We start from the raw sequence: 21,366 nt of genomic DNA on the forward strand, positions 1-21,366 counted from the left end.
TGCTCTCAATGAAAAAAGTTGTACTTGCTGCACTGCTTGCCAGCCTTAGCCTGAGCGCGTCTGCCGCGCAGACGCTGCGTTTTGCTACCGAAGCATCTTATCCGCCGTTCGAGTTTGTTGATGCCAGCAACAAAATTCAGGGTTTTGACGTCGACCTCGCCAACGCGCTGTGCAAAGAGATCGACGCCACCTGCACCTTTACGAATCAAGCGTTTGATAGCCTGATTCCCAGCCTGAAATTCCGTCGTTTCGATGCGGTAATGGCCGGCATGGATATTACGCCTGAGCGTGAAAAACAGGTGCTGTTCTCCAAGCCTTATTACGATAACTCCGCCATCTTTATTGCGCAAAAAGGCAAGCTGGCCGATGTCAGCGCGCTGAAAGGCAAACGCGTCGGCGTGCAGAACGGGACTACGCATCAGAAATACCTGTCTGACAAGCACAGCGATATTACCATCGTGCCTTACGACAGCTATCAGAATGCGGTGCTGGATCTGAAAAATGGCCGTATCGATGCGGTATTCGGCGACACGGCCGTGGTCAACGAGTGGCTGAAGCAAAACGCCAACCTCGCGGCGCTGGGTGACAAAGTCACCGACAAAGATTACTTCGGCACCGGCCTCGGCATTGCGGTCCGTCAGGGCAATACCGAGCTGCAAGGCAAATTCAATGCCGCGCTGGATAAAATCAAAGCCAATGGCACCTACAAAACCATCTACAACAAATGGTTTCAGCAATAATTAGCGATGAATGAACTGATACCACTCGCAAGCGCCGCCGGGATCACCGTCGGCCTTGCCGTTTGTGCCCTGGTCGCCGGCCTTGCGCTGGCGATGATGTTTGCTGGCTGGGAGTCGGCGCGCCTGCGTCCGGTGGCCTGGCTCGGGACCGCACTGGTGACGCTGATTCGCGGCCTGCCGGAAATCCTGGTGGTGCTGTTTATTTATTTCGGCGCCTCGCAGCTGCTGCTGACGCTGTCAGACGGTTTCCATATCAATCTCGGGCTGGTCAATATCCCCGTACAGGTTCAGATTGAGAACTTTGATGTGAGCCCCTTTCTGTGCGGCGTGATCGCGCTGGCCATGCTCTATTCGGCTTACGCCTCGCAGACCTTGCGTGGCGCGCTGAAAGCGGTTCCCGTCGGGCAATGGGAGTCTGGCCAGGCGCTCGGCATGAAAAAGTCCGCGATCTTTTTCCGCCTGATCCTGCCGCAGATGTGGCGTCACGCGCTGCCCGGTCTCGGCAACCAGTGGCTGGTGCTGCTGAAGGACACGGCTCTGGTGTCACTGATCAGCGTCAATGACCTTATGCTGCAAACCAAAAGCATCGCGACGCGCACCCAAGAGCCGTTTACCTGGTATCTGGTCGCCGCGGCCATCTACTTGATTATCACGTTATTGAGCCAGGCGGTGCTGCGCCGCATTGAATTGCGCACCACCCGTTTTGAGCGGGGAGCCTGATATGCTTGGCTACTTACCTGAACTGCTAAAAGGCCTGCACACCAGCCTGACGCTGACCGTCGCCTCGCTGGCGGCCGCGCTGCTGCTGTCACTGCTCTGCACGGTTATTCTGGCGCTCAAAGTGCCCGGGTTGAATTTGTTGGTAAAAGGCTACATTACCGTCTTCACCGGCACCCCGCTGCTGGTACAGATCTTCCTGATCTATTACGGCCCTGGCCAGTTTCCCGCCATTCAAAGCGTGCCGTGGCTGTGGCATCTGCTGTCAAAGCCGTGGCTATGCGCGCTGATCGCCCTGTCGCTGAACAGCGCCGCCTACACCACGCAGCTGTTCTACGGTGCGGTTCGCGCGATTCCTGCCGGACAGTGGCAATCCTGCGCCGCGCTGGGCATGGACCGTACAGCGACGCTGCGTATTTTACTGCCCTATGCGTTTAAACGTGCCCTCTCATCGTATTCCAACGAGGTGGTACTGGTGTTCAAAAGCACATCGCTGGCCTACACCATTACGCTGATGGAGGTGATGGGACACGGTCAACTGCTCTACGGACGCACCTATGACGTGACCGTCTATGCGGCAGCGGGCCTGATCTATCTGGTCGTTAACGGTTTACTGACGCTGATGATGCGCCTGGTTGAAAAGCGCGCGCTGGCTTTCGAACGCCGGAACTGAGTCGTCGGCCGTTGGCCGGCGGCGGCATATCGATTTTAAAAGCAAAAATATTGCATATCCATTCATTAACTGTCATGTTATAGACCACTTTTTTTAGTCTATTTACTGGAAATGTACGATGAAAAAATGGATAGCTGCCGCTGCGCTGGCCTCGTTAGCAATGAATGCTTATGCAGTAGATAAGATTCGCTTCGCCGTCTCTGCCACTTACCCACCGTTTGAATCTCTCGACTACAACAACCAAATTGTGGGCTTCGATATTGACCTTGCGAAAGCCCTCTGCGCCGAGATCAAAGCGGAGTGCTCGTTCACCAATAATGCCTTTGACAGTTTGATTCCGTCGCTGAAATTCCGCCGCTACGACGCGGTTATCTCCGGCATGGATATCACGGCAGAGCGCAGCAAGCAGGTCGATTTTACCCAGCCTTACTACGCCAACTCCGCCATTGTTATTGCGCAAAAGGGACAGTTCACGGATTTCAGTCAGCTGAAGGGCAAGCGCGTGGGCGTTGAGAACGGCACTACGCACCAGAAGTACCTGATGGAGAAGCATCCCGAAGTGATCGCGGTGGCTTACGATAGCTACCAGAACGCCATTCTCGATTTAAAAAATGGCCGCCTGAACGGCGTCTTTGGCGACAGCGCGGTGGTGAGCCAGTGGCTGAAAGCCAATAGCGATCTCAGCAGCGTGGGCGAGCACATCACCGACCCGGACTATTTTGGCACCGGTCTTGGCATCGCCGTGCGTCAGGGCAACGCGCCCCTGCTGGCAGCGTTTAACCGTGCGCTCAGTACATTGAAAAGTAACGGCAGCTGGCAACAGATCAATCAGAAGTGGTTCCCGGAATAAGCGCGAGCGCGTAGGCACCGGCTAAGCCGCGTGGCTGCGCGTTAACAGCGTCAGCACCTCGAAATGCGCCGTGTGCGGGAACATATCAAACAGCTGGACGCGCGTCACCGCATAGTCAGGTAGCCTGGCGATATCCTGCGCCATTGTGGCCGGATTACAGCTGGAATACAGCAGGTAATCCGGTGCCATCTCACTCAGGTAAGCGCACAGTTCAGCGCCGATGCCACGACGCGGTGGGTTGACCAGCACCAGCTGCGGCACCTGATCGCGTGACGTGGCGAACGCAGTGGAATCCAGCGCGGCAAACTGCACGTTGTTCAATCCCAGCTGCTGCGCCGACTGCCGCGCGCAGGCAATGGCTTCGGCATTGATCTCAATCCCCGTGAGCTGCATGTCCGGCGTGGCGCAGTGCAAGCCGAAACCGCCGACGCCACAAAACAGATCCCACATGCTGCTAACCGGCAGCTCAGCCACCCACGCGCGCGCGGTTGCGTAGAGCGACGCGGCCACCGCCGGGTTGGTTTGGAAAAAGCTTTGCGGCCGAATGTAGAGCGGCACCTGATTGAATCGCTCTTTCAGCGCCTGATCCTCGGTGAGCGCAATCTCCTCTTCCCCTTCCAGAATCGCCATGTGCACCGGCTGGATATTGGCGGAGATCACTTTGAGCTGCGGTAACGGCTGCTGCAACGCCGGTAGCGCCGCGCGCAGCTGCGCCAGCTTGCGCGTGGAGCGCAGCACAAAACGCAGCATCATCTCCCCGGAGGTGCTTTCGGTTAGCAGGATAAATTTGAGCTCGCCGCGCTGACGCGCCACGTCATAGGGCGTCAGGCCGGCGCGGGCAATAAACGGCTTCAACCGATCGAACACCGGGGCGAACGTGTCGGGATAGAGTGGACACGCGCAGAGATCCACCGCCTCGCCATCGCGGTTCACAATACCCAATACCGGGCGCTCTACGCTACCGCTCACCACCATCTTGGCTTTATTACGGAACCCCTGCTGCGCCGAGCTGACCGGCGGCCGCCAGTCGGCTACGGCGTGCGCGGCCAGCAGCTGCGCCAGCTGTGACTGCTTATCGTCCAGCTGTAGCGAGTAGGGTTTGTCCAGCCACTGACAGGAACGGCAGCGGCCAGCGTCGTAAAGCGCACAATGCATGAAAGGGCCTGTTGATTAATCCGGGAAAAAACGGGGGCAGATTGTATCACCGGGCACGGAAAAAAGCGCGGCTGCTGGCCGGAACAAACAGCAGCAGCAGCACCAGCGCGTCGGGCACCTTTTGCAGCAAGGTGTGATGGATAATTTGCGCGTTGGTTTCGCCGGGAATACTGAAGATTTCCGGATAGATCCAGCCGGTTGAGGCCAGCAGCATATAAAACAGCACGACGCTCTGCGCTATCGCGTATCCCCAACGGCCGCGATTGCTGCCGCGCATCAGCGTGAACGCACAGCGCAGCTCAAACAGAAAAATCAGCTGGCTGGCGATAAAAATCAGCGTGGAGTCCCATGCCTGCGCGCTGCGGTGGACAAAGTTTGCCAGCTCCTCGTAACCCAGTTCGTTGGCCAGCATCAGCACGCTAATGCAGCGCGTCGCCACAATCGCAATACCCGCCACGGTGACCGGCACGGGGGCCAGCGACATCATCGCACTGTTTTTCAGGATTTCCGACATGGGTAAGCTCCGTAACCAACGAAAAACGGACCGATTTCCGGCGCACTGCACCTGAAGAAATCAGCCCGTTCTTATAGTGGCAAAAGTTACGGCTTTCAGCCACGTCTGGCTTTCTGAATATCGCGCAAACGCTGCTTTTCTTCATGGGCCATAAAGCGCCAGGCGATAAAGCCCACCAGCCCGACAATGAACAAAATCAGTGAGGCCAGCGCGTTTATCTCCGGGTTTACGCCGCGCCGCACAGTAGCAAAAATCGCCATCGGCAGCGTGGTGGCACCCGGGCCAGTGACAAAGCTGGCAATCACTAAGTCGTCGAGCGACAGGGTAAAGGCCAGTAGCCAGCCGGTGATCAGCGCAGGCGCAATCATCGGCACGGTGATCACAAAGAACACCTTCAGCGGCGTGGCGCCGAGATCCATCGCGGCCTCTTCAATGGAGCGATCCAGCTCACGCAGGCGCGAATTGATCACCACCGCCACGTAAGCAGTACAGAAGGTCACGTGCGCCAGCCAGATAGTCAGCATGCCGCGATCGCTCGGCCAGCCAAAGGCGTTGCCCATCGCCACGAACAGCAGCAGCAGCGACAAACCGGTGATCACATCCGGCATCACCAGCGGCGCGGTGAGCATAAAGGCGAAACCGCTGTGCCCGCGGAAGCGGCCAAAGCGCACGATAATCACCGCAGCCATCGTGCCCAGCACCACGGCCGTGCTGGCCGACAGGGCCGCAATCGTCAGGCTGAGCCCCACCGCATCCAGCATCGCCTGATCCTGGAACAGCACCTGATACCAGTGAAACGAGAAACTCTCCCACACCGTCACCAGCTGCGAGCTGTTAAAGGAATAAACCACCAGCAGCAGCATGGGTGCATACAGAAACAGGAAGCAGCACGCCAGAATCGCCGTGCGCCACGGTGAACGAATGGTCGGTAGCTGATTCATTCTTTCTCTCCTGTGGCGCGGTTTTGATGCTTGTGGAACCAGATGATAGGCAAAATCAGAATCAACAGAATGATCACCGCCAGCGCAGAGGCCACCGGCCAATCACGGTTATTAAAGAACTCCTGCCACAAGATACGGCCGATCATAATGCTGTCAGGTCCGCCCAGCAGTTCAGGAATAACGTACTCCCCCACCGCCGGGATAAACACCAGCATGGAACCGGCGATAATCCCGCCTTTGGTGAGCGGGACGATCACGCTAAAGAAAGTCTTAAGCGGACGCGCGCCTAAGTCCAGCGACGCCTCGACCAGCGAATAGTCAATGCGCGTCAGCGCGGTGTAAATCGGCAGCACCATAAACGGCAGATAACAGTAAACAATGCCGATATACACGGCGGTGTTGGTATACAGAATCACCAGCGGATGATCGATCACCCCCAGCCACATCAGGAAGCGGTTCAGGATGCCGTTATTGTTCAGCAGTCCCATCCAGGCGTAAACGCGCACCAGAAACGAGGTCCACGACGGCAGGATCACCAGCAGCAGCAGAATGGTGCGCATTGATGGTTTACTGTGCGCCACGGCCCACGCCAGCGGATAGCCAATCAGCAAACAGATAAGCGTAGAGATTGCTGCGACCTTGAGTGAGGTCAGATAAGCTTCCGCGTACAGGGGATCGTCAGTGAGCGTGATGTAGTTACCCAAATTCAGCACCACATTCAGCTGATCGTCAGCCCATGTCACCAGATCGGTATACGGCGGGATAGCGCGGGCAATATCGGCAAAACTGATCTTTAAGACAATCAGGAACGGCAGCATAAACAGCAAGATCAGCCACAGATAGGGCAGCGCAATCACCAGCTTGCGTCCATGCTGCATTTTCAGGCGTGTCGCCCAGCGTTGCAGCGGCGTACCAACCACGGTTGGCGCGCGGCGTTGAGAAATCTGGCGCATATCGCCTCCTTAGACCGTCAGGACCACGCAGCTGTCCGCATCCCAGCACAGGCGCACTTCGTCACCCCACGTCGGCGCACCTTTGCGGTAGCGGTGGGCATTTTGCAGCTGCGCGCTGATCATCTGACCACTGTGCAAACGTACGTGGTAAATCGACAGATCGCCGAGATAGGCGATATGCACCACTTCCCCCACGGCAAAATTGCAGCCATCCGCCGGCACCTCGTCGCACAGCATCACTTTTTCCGGACGCAGCGCCACGTGCACCGGCACGTTGTCTACGATAGAGACGTCCGTTTGCACTTTGAGCGGATGCTGTAACCCAGGCGACTCCAGCACCAAGCCCTCTTCACGACGCTCACGCAGTAAGCCCTCGAAGACGTTCACGGAACCGATAAACTCTGCGCTGTAGCGACTGGTAGGATGTTCATAGATCTCCTCCGGTTCGCCAATTTGCACAAACTTACCGCGGTTCATGATGGCAATGCGGCCTGCCATGGTCATTGCCTCTTCCTGGTCATGCGTCACCATCACACAGGTGGCGCCCACGCGCTCAAGAATATCCACCACTTCATGCTGCATGCGGTCACGCAGCTTTTTATCCAGCGCGCCCATGGGCTCGTCCAGTAGCAGCAGCTTGGGCCGCTTCGCCAGGCTGCGCGCCAGCGCCACGCGCTGCCGCTGACCACCCGAGAGCTGGTGCGGCTTACGTTTGGCGTACTCTTCCATGTGCACCAGCGTCAGCATCTCTGCCACGCGGCTGGCGATCTCATTTTTGGGCAGCTTGTCCTGCTTCAGGCCAAACGCGATGTTCTGTTCCACCGTCATGTGCGGAAACAGCGCGTAGGATTGAAACATCATGTTGATAGGACGCTGATACGGCGGCACGTGAGACAGATCTTGCCCGTCCAGCACAATTTGCCCGCTGCTGGGGATTTCAAAGCCCGCCAGCATGCGTAATAGCGTGGATTTCCCGCAGCCGGACGCGCCGAGCAGCGCGAAAATCTCGCCTTTGTAAATGGTCAGGCTGACATCATCCACGGCATGCTGGCCGTCAAACGATTTCGTCAGGTTACGGATCTCCAGCAGCGGCGTTAACGCCTTTGCGGTTTTATTCTGAGGGCGGGGAATCGCGTCGTTCACTCACATCTCTCCGGCGCTAAGCGGGGTAGCGCGGCACAGCTCGCCGCTAAAAAGGCACAACAGAGGCCGTCACTGCGCCTCTGTTGTCATCTGATTGTGATCGAATTCGTTCAGAACGAATCACTTACCACTTTTTACTTTAGTCCAGGCACGGGTACGTGCACGATCGAGTTTTGGATCCTGGACTTTGAGCACAAACAATTTCGCCATGGCGTCCGGCGTCGGGAAGATGCCAGGGTTGTTACGCACGTCCGCGTTGATCAGCGGCAGTGACGCTTTATTGCCGTTGGCGTAATTCATTTTGTTGGACACATCAGCAATCACTTTAGGATCCATGATGTAGTTAAGCCACTGATAGGCCGCGTCTAAATTCTTGGCATCTTTTGGAATCGCCATCATGTCAAAGAAGGCAAGTGCGCCCTCTTTCGGCACGCTGTAGCCCAAGTGCACGCCGTTGTTGGCTTTCGCCGCGCGGTCTTTGGCCTGCAGAATATCGCCGGACCAGCCGATCGCCACGCAAATGTTCCCGTTGGCCAAGTCGTTGATGTACTGCGACGAGTGGAAGTAGCGAATATTTGGACGCAGCTTCAGCAGCAGATCGGTCGCCGCCCCGGTGTAATCTTTGGCATCTTCACTGTTGGGATTTTTACCGAGATAGTTAAGAACGGTGGCAAAAATCTCTTCAGGTGCATCCAGGAATGACACGCCGCAGCTTTTCAGTTTTTCCAGGTTCTCTGGCTTCAGCACCAGATCCCAGCTGTTTACCGGTGCATCCGCACCTAACGCGGCTTTCACTTTATCAATGTTATAGCCGATGCCCGTGGTGCCCCACAGATAGGGAATGGCGTACTTGTTGCCCGGATCGTGCTGCGCCACTTTTGCCATCAGATCGGGGTCGAGATTTTTGTAATTGGGCAGCTTGCTCTTATCCAGCTCCTGGAACACACCGGATTGCAGCTGGCGCGCAAGGAAACTTGAAGAGGGCACCACCACGTCATAACCGGTTGAACCCGCCATGAGTTTGCCTTCCAGCACCTCATTGGAATCAAACACGTCGTAGACCACTTTAATGCCGGTCTGCTTTTCAAAATTCGGAACGGTATCTGGCGAAATATAATCAGACCAGTTATACACGTGCAGCGTCTTATCCTCTGCCTGCACGCCGACGGCCGCAGCCATCAACACACCAGCAACCACACCTGGCAACCATTTTTTACGTTGGTTGATCATGTTTTCCTTCCTCCTGAGCGGGTCATCACAGCGCTGCATACACGCGATCCAGAAATTGCGCAGCCTGAACGTTGTCAGACATACAATGAATCAATATTCAGCGGGAGTTTAATAGCAAAAACCTATATCCGACGTTCTGACGACACGCAGCTTCACGGCTTACGGTTCAAAGGCACAACGTGTTTCGGATAAAGATCGGCACTGCGGTTGCATGGTTATGCGCAGCTCCGCAAGAATAGCCCCGCGATGGAGCGCGTACCAGAGCCCAGCGTAAAAAACGCCTTTTTGCGATAAGTTATGCATGTTTCTGCTATGGGGTTTGGCAATAGCGGCATAAGGCACAACTAATATCTGGCATTAAAGGGCGAAAAGCAGAATATTAAACGGCGGGGCACAAACAAAAACTGCCGCAAAAAGCGGCAGTTAGCAGGGCGGGAGCGTAATCAGTGCAGCAAGCTTTGGCTGCTGGCGGTGCTGGGACGTTCATCCTCGTCGCCAATCATCAGCAGATGATTCGCAAAGGCTTCCATGATCACCATTGAAACCCCCTCTTCGCTTTGCTTCATAAACTGCGCAAACTGACCAAAGGTGATGCCGGCGCTGATGCTGAGGGACTGGCACACAATCAGCTTGGGCAAATTGTCGTCCTGAATATCAATAAATGCCTTCACCGTGAGTGAACTGGCGTTGATTTGCGACAAATCGCCCACCAGCGGGATCAGTGCGGTGGGTTTAACTTCCGCCAGCGCGGAAAACAGAATGACGTTATCCACCAGGTCGATTTTTGCATCAAACACCCCGTCAAAATTCTGCATGTGCGGCAGATGCAGCGCCTGGCAGGCGTCACACTCGAACCAGGTGATATTTTGTTGATCCAGCCAGCGACGCAGCATGTCGATGTCAGGAACGACCAGTGAATCCATCGTTTCATCCTGTGGGGTGAAGAAATAAGCGCCTTAGCTTACGGAAAAAGTGGCGACGACGCCATGAAAAGAACGTTTTTGCGCGCTTATCCGCCGGTTTTGAGCCGATAATCGGCACAGGCGTGCTGCTCAATCCAGTGGATCATCATGCCCGCAATATCCAGCCCGGTGCAGCGCTCGACGCCTTCCAGCCCAGGGGAGGCATTTACCTCCATAACCAGCGGCCCGCGCGCCGCGCGCAGAATATCCACGCCCGCGACGTCCAGCCCCAGCGTGGCCACGGCGCGAACCGCAATCTCACGCTCCTGATCGGTAATCGTGACCGCCTGCGCGGTGCCGCCGCGGTGCAGATTAGAGCGAAACTCGCCCTCTTTGGCCTGCCGCTCGATCGCGGCCACCACCTGATTGCCAATCACTAAACAGCGAATATCGCGCCCTTGCGCTTCCTGGATAAATTCCTGCACCAGAATATGCGCATTCAGACCGCGAAAAGCATCGATGACGCTCTCCGCCGCCTGACGCGTTTCGGCCAGAACGACACCAATGCCCTGCGTGCCCTCCACCAACTTCACCACCAGCGGGGCGCCGCCCACCATCGCAATGACGTCCTGCGTATCATCCGGCGAAGAGGCGAATCCCGTCACGGGCATATCAATGCCCTGACGCGCCAGCAGCTGCAGCGATCGCAGTTTGTCACGCGCGCGGGTAATGGCAACCGACTCATTCAACGGATAGCTGCCGCACATCTCAAACTGGCGCAGCACGGCCGTGCCGTAAAACGTGGTCGCGGTGCCGATGCGAGGAATCACCGCATCAAAATGCCCGAGCGCGTCCCCGCGATAGTGCACCGTCGGCGAAGCCGAATTGATATTCATATAGCAAGAGAGCGGATCGATAAACTGCACCTGATGGCCACGCTCCTCCGCGGCATCACGCAGTCGTTTGCACGAATAGAGCGTGCCGTCGCGGGTGAGAATGGCCATTTTCATTGCGGTATCCCTGTGATTAACGCGTCGCCCAGCCCTGCTTATGCAGATAATCCAGCATAAACGGACGGGTTTCTTTGATGATCAGGCGCTGGATCATCGCGCTCCACGTATCTGAACGCTGATGACTGTCGCGCTGCTGGTAGTAAGCCATGATCTGCGCGTCGTATTCCGCAAGCACAGCCTGATCAACGTCGTGATAGCGGTTTTCGTGCACCAGCATCGCCTGCGGCATGCGCGGCTTCACGTCTGGGTTATCCGCCGGATGCCCTACGCAAAAGCCAAACAGCGGCAGCACAAACTTCGGCAGTCCCAGCAGCTCAGTGACCTCCGCAATACTGTTGCGGATGCCGCCAATAAACACGCCACCCAGTCCTAACGACTCGGCCGCCACCATCGCATTCTGCGCCATCAGCGCGGTATCCACACAGCCCAGCAGCAGCTGCTCTGCGCGGCCCAGCTGCGCGTCAGGACAGATTTGTTGATGACGGTTAAAGTCGGCGCAAAAGACCCAAAATTCCGGTGCGGCAGCGACCCAAGACTGGCCGCCGGTGAGTTCCACCAGCGTGTCTCTCATTTCCCTGTCGGTGATGCGAACAATCGAAGAGCACTGCAAAAAACTGGAGGTCGAAGCCGCCTGTGCTGCAGCAATGATCGCGCTGCGCTGAGCATCATCAATACTCTGCTCAGTAAAAGCACGAATGGAACGGTGGCTGCACAATAGATCAATCGTCGGCGTCATAATCCTCTCCGGTTACTTTCTTTTTGTGGGGTGGCTAAACAGCTGAGGCGCCATCGCTTTGGCGGTTCGCCACATCATCAACCAGGCGGCAGGTAGCATACCCGCCACGCCCAGCAGAAAAAGCAGCGTTGCCAAGGGCTTGGCGGCAAAAGCATCAGGTGCATCCATCCAGCCGTTGACCAGCAGCAGCGCGGCAATCACCGCCGCGACGCCCAGGACTTCTAACAGCAACACCGGTTTCGGCAACGTCGCCAGGTTACGCATGAATGGATTCCTCATCAGTTCAGCAGGTTAATCGCGCTCAGGCCCAAACGCGTGCGTTTGGTGAAGTAAAGTATACAAGCCATCGTGCGTACCCATCAGATTAACAGGCATTTTCTACTTTGCTTAAGCCGAACGGGCGGGCATGATAATGGGCATTATTGACGCTGGGTTATGACAGTACGCATAACGCAGGTGACAAAGGAGAGACGTAATGATTGCAGTGATTTTTGGCCGCGAAAGCTGCCCTTACTGTGTGCGGGCAAAAGAGCTGGCTAGCCGCCTGACCACTGAACGCGATGACTTCAACTATCAGTATGTGGACATTCAGGCGACCGGTATCACCAAGGCTGATTTGGAAGCGCGTGCGGGTAAGCCCGTGAGCACCGTACCGCAAATTTTCCTCGACGATAAGCACATCGGTGGCTACACCGAATTCGCTGCCTGGACCAAAGACAATCTGGGCGTAGAAGCGTAATTCAACGGGCCTGCGGGCCCGTTTTCATTCAGGCTATTCAGCGCGCATAGCTAGCATAATGCGCAGCAAACGCACCAGCAGCGCACCGCACCCCGCCCAGAACCACGCGCTTAAGCTCCAGGCCAATACCAGCAGCCCGCTATGGGTCATCGTCATGGCCAACATCACCCACGTTGTGCCCAACAGCGTGCCCGTCAGCGCCACCCAAAGCGTTCTGATCAGTGCACTTTCCGCATGCAATAGCGCCATTAAGGCGCCAGGCAACAGAAACAGCAGCAGCTCCGGTTGACCACGCACCGTCTGGGCGGACGCTGCCGCCCAAAAATGGTGGGCAAAAATAAATACCAGCGTATAAAACATCACGCCCAGAACCCATGACGGCCAGCGGTTATTGCGCTGCAACATACCCATCCTCAACTTTGACGTTAACAATTTTGAAACGTTTACTGCCCGGGTGCGCACAACTGGAAATAAAAATAAACAGCTTTAAGCAGCGCGAATGAAACTGCGCATAGCTGAGGAAGTTAATTATGTTTAGAATAACGCCGTTTTATTAGCTGGCCTGCGTCTTTGAGACGCTAAGCGCACTTGCGTTTGGCACACGATAGCGAAAAAAGGCCCTTTCATCAACTTGTTACAGGTTAAGAAGAAGTTAAACCGTGAACATTAACGTCGCAGAATTGTTAAGTAAAAATGACGTTCTGTTATTATTTGTCGTCCTGGCACTCGGGCTGTGCCTGGGTAAATTACGTCTTGGCTCTGTTCAGCTTGGTAATTCAATTGGCGTGCTGGTGGTGTCACTGATTTTAGGCCAGCAACATTTCGCGATAAATACCGATGCATTAAGCCTTGGCTTTATGTTGTTTATTTTTTGCGTTGGCGTGGAAGCGGGGCCTAACTTTTTCTCGATTTTTTTCCGTGACGGTAAAAACTATTTTTTCCTGGCGATTGTGATGGTGGTGAGCGCCCTGCTGGTTGCGCTAACGCTGGGCAAACTGTTTGGTTGGGATATCGGCCTGACCGCCGGGATGCTGGCCGGCTCGATGACCTCAACACCGGTGCTGGTAGGCGCGGGCGACACGCTGCGCCAGAGCATTAGCGACGCGCACCAGCTCGGCCTGATGCAGGATAACCTGAGTCTTGGCTACGCGCTCACCTATCTGGTGGGGTTAGTCAGCCTGATTTTTGGCGCGCGCTACTTACCGCGCCTGCAGCACCAGGATCTCCCCACCTGCGCCCAGCAAATTGCCCGGGAGCGCGGTCTGGATGCCGACAGCCAGCGCAAAGTTTTCCTGCCGGTAATCCGCGCCTACCGCGTCGGCCCAGAACTGGTGGCCTGGACCGGCGGCAAAAACCTGCGTGAGCTGGGCATCTATCGCCAGACCGGCTGCTATATTGAGCGCCTGCGCCGCAACGGCATACTGGCCAGCCCCGACGGTGATGCGGTGCTGCAACTGGGCGACGAAATTTCGCTGGTGGGTTATCCCGACGCGCATGCGCGGCTGGATGCCAGCTTCCGCAACGGCAAAGAAGTGTTCGACCGCGATCTGCTCGACATGCGCATTGTGACCGAAGAGATCGTGGTGAAAAACCATAACGCGGTGAACAAGCGCCTGAGCCACCTCAAACTGACCGATCACGGCTGTTTTCTAAACCGGGTGATTCGCAGCCAGATTGAGATGCCCATTGATGACAGCATCATGCTCAATAAAGGCGATGTGCTCCAGGTCAGCGGCGAAGCGCGGCGCGTGAAGCAGTTGGCCGATCGCATCGGCTTTATTGCGATTCACAGCCAAATCACCGATCTGCTGGCCTTCTGCGCCTTCTTTATTCTGGGCTTGATGATCGGCATGATCACCTTCCAGTTCAGTAATTTCAGCTTTGGCCTCGGCAACGCAGCCGGCCTGCTGTTTGCCGGGATCATGCTCGGCTTCCTGCGCGCCAACCATCCGACCTTTGGTTATATTCCCCAGGGCGCGTTGACGATGGTGAAAGAGTTTGGGCTGATGGTGTTTATGGCTGGCGTGGGCCTGAGCGCTGGCAGCGGCTTGCAGCACGGCTTTGGCAGTGCGGGCGCACTGATGTTACTGAGCGGCCTGTTAGTCAGTTTGCTGCCGGTTGTCATCTGCTACCTGTTTGGCGCTTACGTATTGCGCATGAACCGCGCCCTGCTTTTTGGCGCCATCATGGGCGCGCGCACCTGCGCGCCGGCCATGGAGATCATCAGCGATACCGCCCGCAGCAGCATTCCCGCTCTGGGCTATGCTGGCACCTATGCCATTGCCAACGTGTTGCTGACGCTGGCCGGTACCTTAATTGTGATCGTCTGGCCGCTTTTACCGTTTTAAAATATTTTGAACCGGTCGAGAACTAATCATCTCGACCGCAGTCTGAATAAGTGCCACTGCTTTTCTTTGAAATCCCCAAATTGAGGAGCCCGCCCGTCACTGACCGGCGGGTTTTTTTATGCCCTGCCCACGCAGCTTAAGGTTGCGTTAAGCGTAACTTGCGACCCTGCCTGTCCGATCTCTTTTGCGCAAAATCGTCATGCAACCGTCATCAAAGTTAAACCTATCCATAACCCCCGACCAGATTAAGAGCACGACTATATATTCTCTTTCCGGGCGCTTTTACGCTATCAACTTCATTTTACTGGCAATCTTGGGACTGGCATTTTTGCTCTGGTCTCGCCACGAAAACCTGGATATCGCGATCAGCCGCATGTGGTTTGACGCGCAGACGGCACGCTTTCCCTGGCAGCATAACCGCTGGCTCGACCTGGTGAATCATCGCTTGGTGAAAGATGTGATTATCGCGGGGGCGATTCTGCTGTTGCTACGCGGCATCCAGCGCCGCCATGGCCGTTACGTGCTGGTGGCGCTGCTGTTTGGCCTCGGCCCGCTGGTGGTCGGCGTGCTCAAGGCGCACAGCGCCCACTCCTGTCCGTGGGATTTAGCAATGTTCGGCGGTAAAGCCGAAAGCTTTGTTCTGCTGGATAGCGTGCCGGCCAACAGCGGCCCGGGGCAGTGCTTTCCCGGCGGACATGCTTCCAGTGGATTTTCGCTGATGGCGCTGTTTTTCCTGTGGTGGCCGGAACGTCCGCGCCGTGCGTTGGTCGCGCTGCTGGTCGGTATTACCGTGGGTCTCTTGATGGGATATGGCCAGGTAATGCGCGGCGCCCACTTCTTTTCCCATAACCTGTGGGCAGGATGGTGGGTGTGGCTCACGCAGGTCGTGGTATTTGCCGGTTTTTCTTTTTGCCTAAATCAGTTGAGGACGAGAAATCATCATGGAAGCGCTTAACCATCGCCTTTTTTTGTGGATCAACGCGACGCCAGACTCACCGGCATGGCTCCTTTCCCTGGCGACCTTTATCGCCAAAGATCTGATCGCTATCGTGCCCTTATTGATCGTGGCGCTGTGGCTATGGGGACCGCGTGAGCAGGTGCCATCACAGCGCGCACTGGTGCTGAAAACCGGCATGGCGCTGCTCTACGCGCTGGGTATCTCCTGGTGTGTTGGTCAGCTCCTACCCCATCCGCGCCCTTTCGCGATTGGCTTTGGCCATCAATTTCTTCCCCACGCGGCGGATGACTCTTATCCGAGCGATCACGGCACCACCATTTTTACCTTTGCGCTGGCCTTTGTGCTGTGGCATCGCCTGTGGTCTGGTGTGCTGTTACTGGCGATAGGCAGTGCCATTGCCTGGTCACGCGTTTATCTCGGCGTGCACTGGCCACTGGATATGGTCGGCGGATTTTTGGTGGGCCTGCTGTCGTGTCTGGCGTCACATATGGCGTGGCAGCTTTATGGCAAGCGGATGCTGGAAGGCACGCATCAGGTGTACCGTACGCTGTTTGCTATGCCGATCAAAAAGGGGTGGATCAGGGATTGAGGCGGGCTCCGGTTGACGTTGAGCGGGTTCCGACCGCTCAGCCGGTTTTTTACCGAACCCTGAGCGGGTTCCGCCCGCTAACCCTGCGGGAGTTGCAGTCGCCCCGCTGCGGCGTACGGGCAAAGGGCCGATGGGCGCGGCCCTTTGCAATCCGCGCCCTGCGCCAGCCTGCGCTGTTCCCTCACTCCGCCGCGCCAGCCTCACGGACCGCGCGGATTCGCCATCCCTGGCTCATGCCGCCCTCTCAGCGGCATCCCTGCCGCTTCGTCCTGGCCGTCGCGCTCCGTTCGGCGCTCCGGATGGCGCTCAACACCACCGTCTGTAAGGGCTTTTTTCTTTTTTCTGTCTGGGGTTGTCTGGGTGGCCGTAAACGGGTCTGCGAAGACAGTGGCTGGCTGGAAAAGACAGAAGACAGACATTAGAAACGGCTTCTGGTTAACACTTCGCGGGCGGGAGGTTGCTTAAAAGTCTTTTCAGCAACGCGCTGGCGTCTAAAGACCAAAAACGCGAAAAAAGGTTGTTACTTAACGCCGCGCGTGCACCTTAAAAATCTTACCGCCACGCGCCGGCTGCGAAAAAAGTCATGGCTTGCAGCGGGGGTTGATAGCGCCATCCCCACTCGCTGAACGACTGAAGGCTTCCAGGGCGAGCGGCATGGATGCCGCGAGAGGCGGCGTTGAGCAGGAGCGAATCGACGCCGGTCCGTCAGGAAGGCTGAGGGAGTGAAGGCACCGCGCAGCGGCGAGCGGGGCTGGCGCAGGGCCGGGGAGTGCAGAGGGCGCGGCCTGGCGCCCTCTGCTCGGTCGCCGCAGCGCGGCAAAGGCACCTGCCGGTGCCATGGCGAACGAAAGTCGCTCCGTGCAAACGAAAGAGCGCGCCTGCAGCCCTAACCCGTGGCAATGATCAATTAAGCCACTTCCCAAACCAGCCGTTGAATTTCATCATAATGAAATCCCAGATGCGTCCGACAAAACCGCCCTCTGGCACCGACTCCATCACCACCAGCGGACGCTGTTCAATGGTTTTGCCATCCAGTTGGAAATCGATGGTGCCAACCACCTGATTCTTGGTAAGTGGCGCTTCCAGCTGCGGATTGGTGAGCGTAAAGCTGGCCTTCAGGTTCTTCATCTGCCCTTTCGGGATGGTGATAGCCGCATCTTTCGCCACGCCCAAATTCACCTGGCTCTTTTCACCGAACCATACGCGCTGCTGTGCGAACGGCTTATCGGCTTTGATGGGCGTCACCGTTTCATAGAAACGGAATCCCCACGTCAGCAGCTTCTCGCTCTCACGAAAACGTATCGCATCCGTTTGCGCGCCCAGTACCACCGAGATCAAACGCATATCCCCTTCGGTGGCGGAAGCCACTAAGTTGTTACCCGCGCCGGAAGTGTGTCCGGTTTTAATCCCGTCCACCTTGAGGTTTGAGCTCCACAGCAGACGATTGCGATTCATCTGCTTAATGTTATTAAAGGTGAACTCTTTCTGGCTGTTCAGCGCATACTCATCCGGCACATCGCTAATAAGACGTTGGCCGATTATCGCCATATCGCGCGCGGTGCTGTATTGCCCTTCCGCATCCAGGCCATGCACCGTCATAAAATGGGTGTTCTGCAGGCCAAATGCTTTGACGTAGTTGTTCATCAGGCCGATAAACGCGTCCTGACTGCCCGCCACATAATCCGCCAGTGCGATGCACGCATCATTGCCCGACTGAATCACAATGCCCTTGTTGAGCTCCGATACCGGAATACGATCGCCCGGTTTCAGGAACATCAGCGATGACCCACGCAGTTTTGGGTTGCCGGTGGCCCAGGCATCCTGACCGATGGTGACGTTGTCATCATTGTGAATTTTACCGGACTTCAGCGCCTGACCCACCACATAGCTGGTCATCATCTTGGTCAAGCTGGCAGGATCGAGACGCTGATCGGCGTTGGATTCCGCCAGCACTTTACCGCTGTTGTAATCCATTAAAATCCACGCTTTCGCATCAATTTGCGGGGCGGCAGGTGCGTCGACCGCATGGGAGGTGACCGGCAGGAACAGCAGCAGCAGCGGCGTGGCTGCCAGCGGGCGCAGCGCGGAGGTGAAGGCATTTTTTCTCATGAGCGTGACCAGATTGTCCTTGTTAAATCAGGTTTTTTGGCGGGTAAGACATGTCTTACGAAAACTACACGCTAAGGCCCTGTGAACAAAACCTTCCAATCGTAAAGTTTTATAGAGTTTATTAGAGTTACCTTGGAAGGCGTGCTGTTACGTTGCCCACTTTCGCACGCCCTCTGCGGCGAAAAAAGTGCGTGAAATTCCGATTTTTCGCAGAACAGTTAAGTCAGTCACAAAACTCAGCTAACCTGATGCCAGTCAGCCGAGGAGAAACATGATGGACTTAGCCGTTTTCGATCTGGATGAAACCCTGATTTGTGAAGACAGCACCAGCCTATGGCTGCGCTGGCTGGTGTCACAAGGGTATGCGCAGGAAGCGCTATTGCAGCAGGAACAGACGCTGATGGCGCAATATCACGCCGGAAAGCTATCCATTGAAGAGTACATGGGCACCACCCTCGCCCCGCTGGCCGGTATGGCCACCCTTACCGTTGAAGGCTGGGCGCGCCGCTTTATCCATCGTGACATCTTGCCGCGCGTCTTCCCGGCCGCGCGCGAACGTATTCGCTGGCATCAACAGCGTGGCGATAAAGTGGTGATCATTACCGCCAGCGGCGATCATCTGGCGCTGCCGATTGCTAAACGCCTTGAAGTGGACGATGCCTTGGCCATTGGCGTGGAGATCGCCGATGAGCGCTACACCGGCCGCATTTACGGTACCGCAACCTATCGTGAAGGCAAAGTGACACGCCTGCAGGCGTGGAAAGCGCAGCAAGCGCAGCCCTTTGCCCACACCTGGGCCTACAGCGACTCCATCAACGACCTGCCGTTATTAACCCATGCCGACAGCGCCTGGGTCATCAATCCGGATGCGATGCTGGCGCAGGAAGCGCAGCAGCGTGGCTGGGAGGTATGCCACTGGACGCGCTAAGTTTGTCGCGCGTGGGACTGGCGGCCTCCGTCAGCCCTACTTTGAGCAGCTTGCCGTTTGCCTCGTCAGTCAGCACGTAGAGATAACCATCTGGCCCCTGCCGCACATCGCGGATACGTTCGCCGCGATCGTGCAGCAGACGCTGCGCCTCCACCACGTTGCTGCCATCCACCTGCAAGCGGATCAGGCTTTTTTCTTTCAGCGCCCCGATGAAAACAGACTGTTGCCACTGCGGAAAACGCGCGCTGTTGTAAAACGCCATACCGCTTACCGCAGGTGAAATTTTCCACCAAAAGCGCGGCTGTTCAGTGCCGGCGACATGGGTTCCCTGCGCTTCCGGTACCTTTTCTCCACTGTAGTCGATGCCGTAGGTCGCCCGCGGCCAACCGTAATTTTTCCCTTTTTCAGGCACGTTGATTTCATCACCGCCGCGCGGACCGTGTTCACTCTCCCACATCTGCTGCGTCCACGGATTCAGTGCCAGCCCCTGCGGATTACGCACGCCATATGCCCATATCTCCGGGCGCGCACCCGCGCGCTGCACAAAGGGGTTATCGGGTGGCACGGCACCGTCCTGCGTCAACCGCACGATTTTACCGGAAAGGGTATTCAGCTGCTGCGCACTCGCGCTAACAAAATTATCGCCAAAGGCGATCCACAAAAAGCCGCGATTATCGAACGCCAGCCGCGTGCCGATATTGGCCCCACGGGAGAGCTTTGGCGTCTGCTCCAGCACCACCTTAAACGCCACCAGCTGGCGCAAATCGCTGCTCAACCGACCGTAGCCCACCACGGCGCCCGCGCGCTGCTGCGCGTCTGCCGTGGTATAGCTCAGCCACACGCGGCGGCTGGTGGCGAAATCCGGTGCCAGCGCTACGTCCAGCAGTCCACCCTGCCGCTCCGCCCACACGCGTGGGACGCCGGCGATCGGCTGCGACAGACCGCGTTGGGCATTCCAGCTGCGCAGCTGGCCGGACCGCTCGGTAATCAGCAATGTGTGGTTATCAGGGAGAAAGGTGACCGCCCACGGGTGATCGAGTTGGTCTTGTAGCACCTCGACGCTCACGTTCGCCGCTCCGGCTGAAAACGCCCCACTCAACGCGCCCATCAGCAGCGCAGCACGTGCGAAACGCATAAGGCTCTCCTTCTTCAACGGTGTGCCGTTAAGCGTAGTCAGAGCATCAGCAAGGGCGCGCGGGATTTACAAATCATTAAGCCCGGCAGGACGCCGGGCTGGAACGCGATTATTCGAAGCAGGTTTCAGGATTGTCAGACAGGGAAATAAAGCTTTCACCGCCTTTGGTCAACGCCATGATTTTGCCGCTTTCAATATCGTAAACCCACCCGTGCAGGCGCAGTTTTCCTTTACGCAATGCCACGGAAACAGAAGGATGCGTTTTGATATTGTTCAGCTGAGCAATGACGTTCTCTTTCACCATTTCAGTGAGACGCGTTTCAACATTGTCGTACTGGCGTTCATCCACCACCGCTTTTGCCGCGTTGGCGTAATGTAACCAGTGATCGACTGCCGGCATATGCTCCAGATCGGCATTCGACGCGATAGCGTTCATCGCACCGCAGTTAGAGTGACCACAGATAATAATTTCTGACACACCCAGCGCCAGCACCGCGTACTCAATGGTGGCGGACACCCCGCCCGGCTCTGGGCCAAACGGCGGCACGATGTTACCGGCGTTGCGGATAACGAAAAGCTGGCCTGGCTCCTGCTGCGTCACCAGCTCCGGCACCAGACGGCTGTCTGAGCAGGAAATAAACAGTGCTTTAGGATTCTGGTTGGACGCCAGACTTTTGAAAAGATCCTTCCTTTCTGGAAACACATTCTGTTGGAAATTCAGAAAACCTTTAACGATCTCTTGCATATGTCTGCTCTCACATTATCCACTTTTGCTCCAGCCTGAAAAAAACAGGCCGTTAGCGCGAGTTAAAATTCTTATTGTTGATAATCACTTACCATCAACAACCCAGCATTTAAGCAAAACAGCACGCCATGCACAACTCTGATCACCCGGTCATGCAGCGACAGGCTAAATAAGCATAGCGCGTACTGGTCCGGAAAGCGTGGCGGAGATTCTTGCGTCACCTATACATTTTCCCCGGCAACCTCTGT

23 protein-coding genes are annotated in these 21,366 nt (G+C 56.5%); 9 read left to right on the forward strand and 14 right to left on the reverse strand.

Annotated features, from left to right (window positions below; genetic code table 11):
- Positions 1–8: 8 nt before the first annotated feature.
- The 4 genes from artJ (LU196_RS01015) (at position 9) to artJ (LU196_RS01030) (ending at position 2,980) form a co-directional block, all read left to right on the forward strand.
- Positions 9–740, forward strand: coding sequence for an arginine ABC transporter substrate-binding protein (gene artJ / locus LU196_RS01015; RefSeq protein ID WP_232757878.1), 732 nt, complete (start codon positions 9–11; stop codon positions 738–740).
- Between the two features lie 6 nt (positions 741–746).
- Positions 747–1,460, forward strand: coding sequence for an arginine ABC transporter permease ArtQ (artQ, locus tag LU196_RS01020; RefSeq protein ID WP_232757879.1), 714 nt, complete (start codon positions 747–749; stop codon positions 1,458–1,460).
- A 1-nt stretch (position 1,461) separates the two neighbouring features.
- Positions 1,462–2,130 carry an arginine ABC transporter permease ArtM gene (gene artM, locus LU196_RS01025; RefSeq protein WP_232757880.1) on the forward strand — a complete coding sequence of 223 codons (669 nt, stop codon included), beginning with the start codon at positions 1,462–1,464 and terminating at the stop codon, positions 2,128–2,130.
- A gap of 118 nt (positions 2,131–2,248) precedes the next feature.
- A complete protein-coding gene (gene artJ, locus LU196_RS01030) occupies positions 2,249–2,980 on the forward strand; it encodes an arginine ABC transporter substrate-binding protein (protein ID WP_232757881.1) in 732 nt (243 codons plus the stop codon).
- A 21-nt stretch (positions 2,981–3,001) separates the two neighbouring features.
- On the opposite strand, the gene rlmC is transcribed toward artJ (LU196_RS01030), so the two are convergent.
- The 10 genes from rlmC to LU196_RS01080 form a co-directional block, all read right to left on the reverse strand.
- Positions 3,002–4,135, reverse strand: coding sequence for a 23S rRNA (uracil(747)-C(5))-methyltransferase RlmC (rlmC, locus tag LU196_RS01035; RefSeq protein WP_232757882.1), 1,134 nt, complete (start codon positions 4,133–4,135; stop codon positions 3,002–3,004).
- 46 nt (positions 4,136–4,181) lie between these two features.
- On the reverse strand, positions 4,182–4,649 hold the full coding sequence (locus LU196_RS01040; RefSeq protein WP_232757883.1) for a YbjO family protein: 468 nt from the start codon (positions 4,647–4,649) through the stop codon (positions 4,182–4,184).
- Positions 4,650–4,744: 95 nt separating this feature from the next.
- Positions 4,745–5,590, reverse strand: a complete 846-nt coding sequence (potI, locus tag LU196_RS01045; RefSeq protein ID WP_232757884.1) for a putrescine ABC transporter permease PotI — start codon at positions 5,588–5,590, stop codon at positions 4,745–4,747.
- The gene (potH, locus tag LU196_RS01050) at positions 5,587–6,543 is read right to left on the reverse strand and encodes a putrescine ABC transporter permease PotH (RefSeq protein WP_232757885.1); all 957 of its coding nucleotides are present in this window, start codon (positions 6,541–6,543) and stop codon (positions 5,587–5,589) included. Before potH ends, potI begins: the two co-directional genes overlap by 4 nt.
- Positions 6,544–6,552: 9 nt before the next feature.
- Complete coding sequence (gene potG / locus LU196_RS01055) at positions 6,553–7,686, reverse strand: putrescine ABC transporter ATP-binding subunit PotG (protein ID WP_232757886.1); 1,134 nt, start codon at positions 7,684–7,686, stop codon at positions 6,553–6,555.
- 120 nt (positions 7,687–7,806) lie between these two features.
- The gene (gene potF / locus LU196_RS01060; RefSeq protein WP_232757887.1) at positions 7,807–8,916 is read right to left on the reverse strand and encodes a spermidine/putrescine ABC transporter substrate-binding protein PotF; all 1,110 of its coding nucleotides are present in this window, start codon (positions 8,914–8,916) and stop codon (positions 7,807–7,809) included.
- Positions 8,917–9,359: 443 nt separating this feature from the next.
- On the reverse strand, positions 9,360–9,839 hold the full coding sequence (locus tag LU196_RS01065; RefSeq protein WP_232757888.1) for a YbjN domain-containing protein: 480 nt from the start codon (positions 9,837–9,839) through the stop codon (positions 9,360–9,362).
- Between the two features lie 86 nt (positions 9,840–9,925).
- Positions 9,926–10,828: a 30S ribosomal protein S6--L-glutamate ligase gene (rimK, locus tag LU196_RS01070; protein WP_232757889.1), complete on the reverse strand. Its 903-nt coding sequence runs from the start codon at positions 10,826–10,828 to the stop codon at positions 9,926–9,928.
- Between the two features lie 16 nt (positions 10,829–10,844).
- Positions 10,845–11,567 carry an oxygen-insensitive NADPH nitroreductase gene (gene nfsA / locus LU196_RS01075; protein ID WP_232757890.1) on the reverse strand — a complete coding sequence of 241 codons (723 nt, stop codon included), beginning with the start codon at positions 11,565–11,567 and terminating at the stop codon, positions 10,845–10,847.
- 12 nt (positions 11,568–11,579) lie between these two features.
- Complete coding sequence (locus LU196_RS01080; RefSeq protein ID WP_232757891.1) at positions 11,580–11,831, reverse strand: DUF1418 family protein; 252 nt, start codon at positions 11,829–11,831, stop codon at positions 11,580–11,582.
- A 211-nt stretch (positions 11,832–12,042) separates the two neighbouring features.
- On the opposite strand from LU196_RS01080, the gene LU196_RS01085 reads away from it, so the two are divergent.
- Positions 12,043–12,306 (forward strand): GrxA family glutaredoxin, encoded by a 264-nt coding sequence (locus tag LU196_RS01085; protein WP_232757892.1) that lies wholly within the window; start codon positions 12,043–12,045, stop codon positions 12,304–12,306.
- A 33-nt stretch (positions 12,307–12,339) separates the two neighbouring features.
- Here the strand turns inward: LU196_RS01085 and ybjM are convergent, their stop codons facing one another.
- On the reverse strand, positions 12,340–12,711 hold the full coding sequence (gene ybjM / locus LU196_RS01090) for an inner membrane protein YbjM (protein ID WP_232757893.1): 372 nt from the start codon (positions 12,709–12,711) through the stop codon (positions 12,340–12,342).
- Between the two features lie 254 nt (positions 12,712–12,965).
- Here ybjM and LU196_RS01095 point away from each other — a divergent pair, with 254 nt between their 5' ends.
- The 3 genes from LU196_RS01095 (at position 12,966) to ybjG (ending at position 16,201) form a co-directional block, all read left to right on the forward strand.
- On the forward strand, positions 12,966–14,654 hold the full coding sequence (locus tag LU196_RS01095; RefSeq protein ID WP_232757894.1) for an aspartate:alanine antiporter: 1,689 nt from the start codon (positions 12,966–12,968) through the stop codon (positions 14,652–14,654).
- 199 nt (positions 14,655–14,853) lie between these two features.
- On the forward strand, positions 14,854–15,609 hold the full coding sequence (locus LU196_RS01100; RefSeq protein WP_232757895.1) for a phosphatase PAP2 family protein: 756 nt from the start codon (positions 14,854–14,856) through the stop codon (positions 15,607–15,609).
- Entirely contained in the window at positions 15,596–16,201 is a 606-nt protein-coding gene (gene ybjG, locus LU196_RS01105; protein WP_232757896.1) for an undecaprenyl-diphosphate phosphatase, read from the forward strand. The genes LU196_RS01100 and ybjG overlap by 14 nt, the downstream gene beginning before the upstream one ends.
- 903 nt (positions 16,202–17,104) lie before the next feature.
- Here ybjG and LU196_RS01110 read toward each other — a convergent pair.
- A complete protein-coding gene (locus tag LU196_RS01110; RefSeq protein WP_232757897.1) occupies positions 17,105–18,310 on the reverse strand; it encodes a serine hydrolase in 1,206 nt (401 codons plus the stop codon).
- Positions 18,311–18,584: 274 nt separating this feature from the next.
- On the opposite strand from LU196_RS01110, the gene LU196_RS01115 reads away from it, so the two are divergent.
- Positions 18,585–19,238, forward strand: a complete 654-nt coding sequence (locus LU196_RS01115; protein ID WP_232758250.1) for an HAD family phosphatase — start codon at positions 18,585–18,587, stop codon at positions 19,236–19,238.
- Here LU196_RS01115 and LU196_RS01120 read toward each other — a convergent pair.
- A complete protein-coding gene (locus LU196_RS01120; protein WP_304622718.1) occupies positions 19,168–20,373 on the reverse strand; it encodes a PQQ-dependent sugar dehydrogenase in 1,206 nt (401 codons plus the stop codon). The two genes, LU196_RS01115 and LU196_RS01120, sit on opposite strands and share 71 nt — an antisense overlap.
- A 109-nt stretch (positions 20,374–20,482) precedes the next feature.
- Complete coding sequence (locus LU196_RS01125; RefSeq protein WP_232757898.1) at positions 20,483–21,118, reverse strand: carbonic anhydrase; 636 nt, start codon at positions 21,116–21,118, stop codon at positions 20,483–20,485.
- Positions 21,119–21,366 lie beyond the last annotated feature (248 nt).

The sequence above is a fragment of the Pantoea sp. Mb-10 genome, assembly GCF_021272205.1.
Taxonomy (GTDB): Bacteria; Pseudomonadota; Gammaproteobacteria; order Enterobacterales; family Enterobacteriaceae; genus Pantoea.

Coding starts and splice junctions, on each gene's coding strand:
- artJ (WP_232757878.1), top strand. CDS start 9: ATGAAAAAAGTTGTACTTGCTGCACTGCTTGCCAGCCTTAGCCTGAGC.
- artQ (WP_232757879.1), top strand. CDS start 747: ATGAATGAACTGATACCACTCGCAAGCGCCGCCGGGATCACCGTCGGC.
- artM (WP_232757880.1), top strand. CDS start 1,462: ATGCTTGGCTACTTACCTGAACTGCTAAAAGGCCTGCACACCAGCCTG.
- artJ (WP_232757881.1), top strand. CDS start 2,249: ATGAAAAAATGGATAGCTGCCGCTGCGCTGGCCTCGTTAGCAATGAAT.
- rlmC (WP_232757882.1), bottom strand. CDS start 4,135: ATGCATTGTGCGCTTTACGACGCTGGCCGCTGCCGTTCCTGTCAGTGG.
- LU196_RS01040 (WP_232757883.1), bottom strand. CDS start 4,649: ATGTCGGAAATCCTGAAAAACAGTGCGATGATGTCGCTGGCCCCCGTG.
- potI (WP_232757884.1), bottom strand. CDS start 5,590: ATGAATCAGCTACCGACCATTCGTTCACCGTGGCGCACGGCGATTCTG.
- potH (WP_232757885.1), bottom strand. CDS start 6,543: ATGCGCCAGATTTCTCAACGCCGCGCGCCAACCGTGGTTGGTACGCCG.
- potF (WP_232757887.1), bottom strand. CDS start 8,916: ATGATCAACCAACGTAAAAAATGGTTGCCAGGTGTGGTTGCTGGTGTG.
- LU196_RS01065 (WP_232757888.1), bottom strand. CDS start 9,839: ATGGATTCACTGGTCGTTCCTGACATCGACATGCTGCGTCGCTGGCTG.
- rimK (WP_232757889.1), bottom strand. CDS start 10,828: ATGAAAATGGCCATTCTCACCCGCGACGGCACGCTCTATTCGTGCAAA.
- nfsA (WP_232757890.1), bottom strand. CDS start 11,567: ATGACGCCGACGATTGATCTATTGTGCAGCCACCGTTCCATTCGTGCT.
- LU196_RS01080 (WP_232757891.1), bottom strand. CDS start 11,831: ATGCGTAACCTGGCGACGTTGCCGAAACCGGTGTTGCTGTTAGAAGTC.
- LU196_RS01085 (WP_232757892.1), top strand. CDS start 12,043: ATGATTGCAGTGATTTTTGGCCGCGAAAGCTGCCCTTACTGTGTGCGG.
- ybjM (WP_232757893.1), bottom strand. CDS start 12,711: ATGTTGCAGCGCAATAACCGCTGGCCGTCATGGGTTCTGGGCGTGATG.
- LU196_RS01100 (WP_232757895.1), top strand. CDS start 14,854: ATGCAACCGTCATCAAAGTTAAACCTATCCATAACCCCCGACCAGATT.
- ybjG (WP_232757896.1), top strand. CDS start 15,596: ATGGAAGCGCTTAACCATCGCCTTTTTTTGTGGATCAACGCGACGCCA.
- LU196_RS01110 (WP_232757897.1), bottom strand. CDS start 18,310: ATGAGAAAAAATGCCTTCACCTCCGCGCTGCGCCCGCTGGCAGCCACG.
- LU196_RS01115 (WP_232758250.1), top strand. CDS start 18,585: ATGGACTTAGCCGTTTTCGATCTGGATGAAACCCTGATTTGTGAAGAC.
- LU196_RS01120 (WP_304622718.1), bottom strand. CDS start 20,373: ATGCGTTTCGCACGTGCTGCGCTGCTGATGGGCGCGTTGAGTGGGGCG.
- LU196_RS01125 (WP_232757898.1), bottom strand. CDS start 21,118: ATGCAAGAGATCGTTAAAGGTTTTCTGAATTTCCAACAGAATGTGTTT.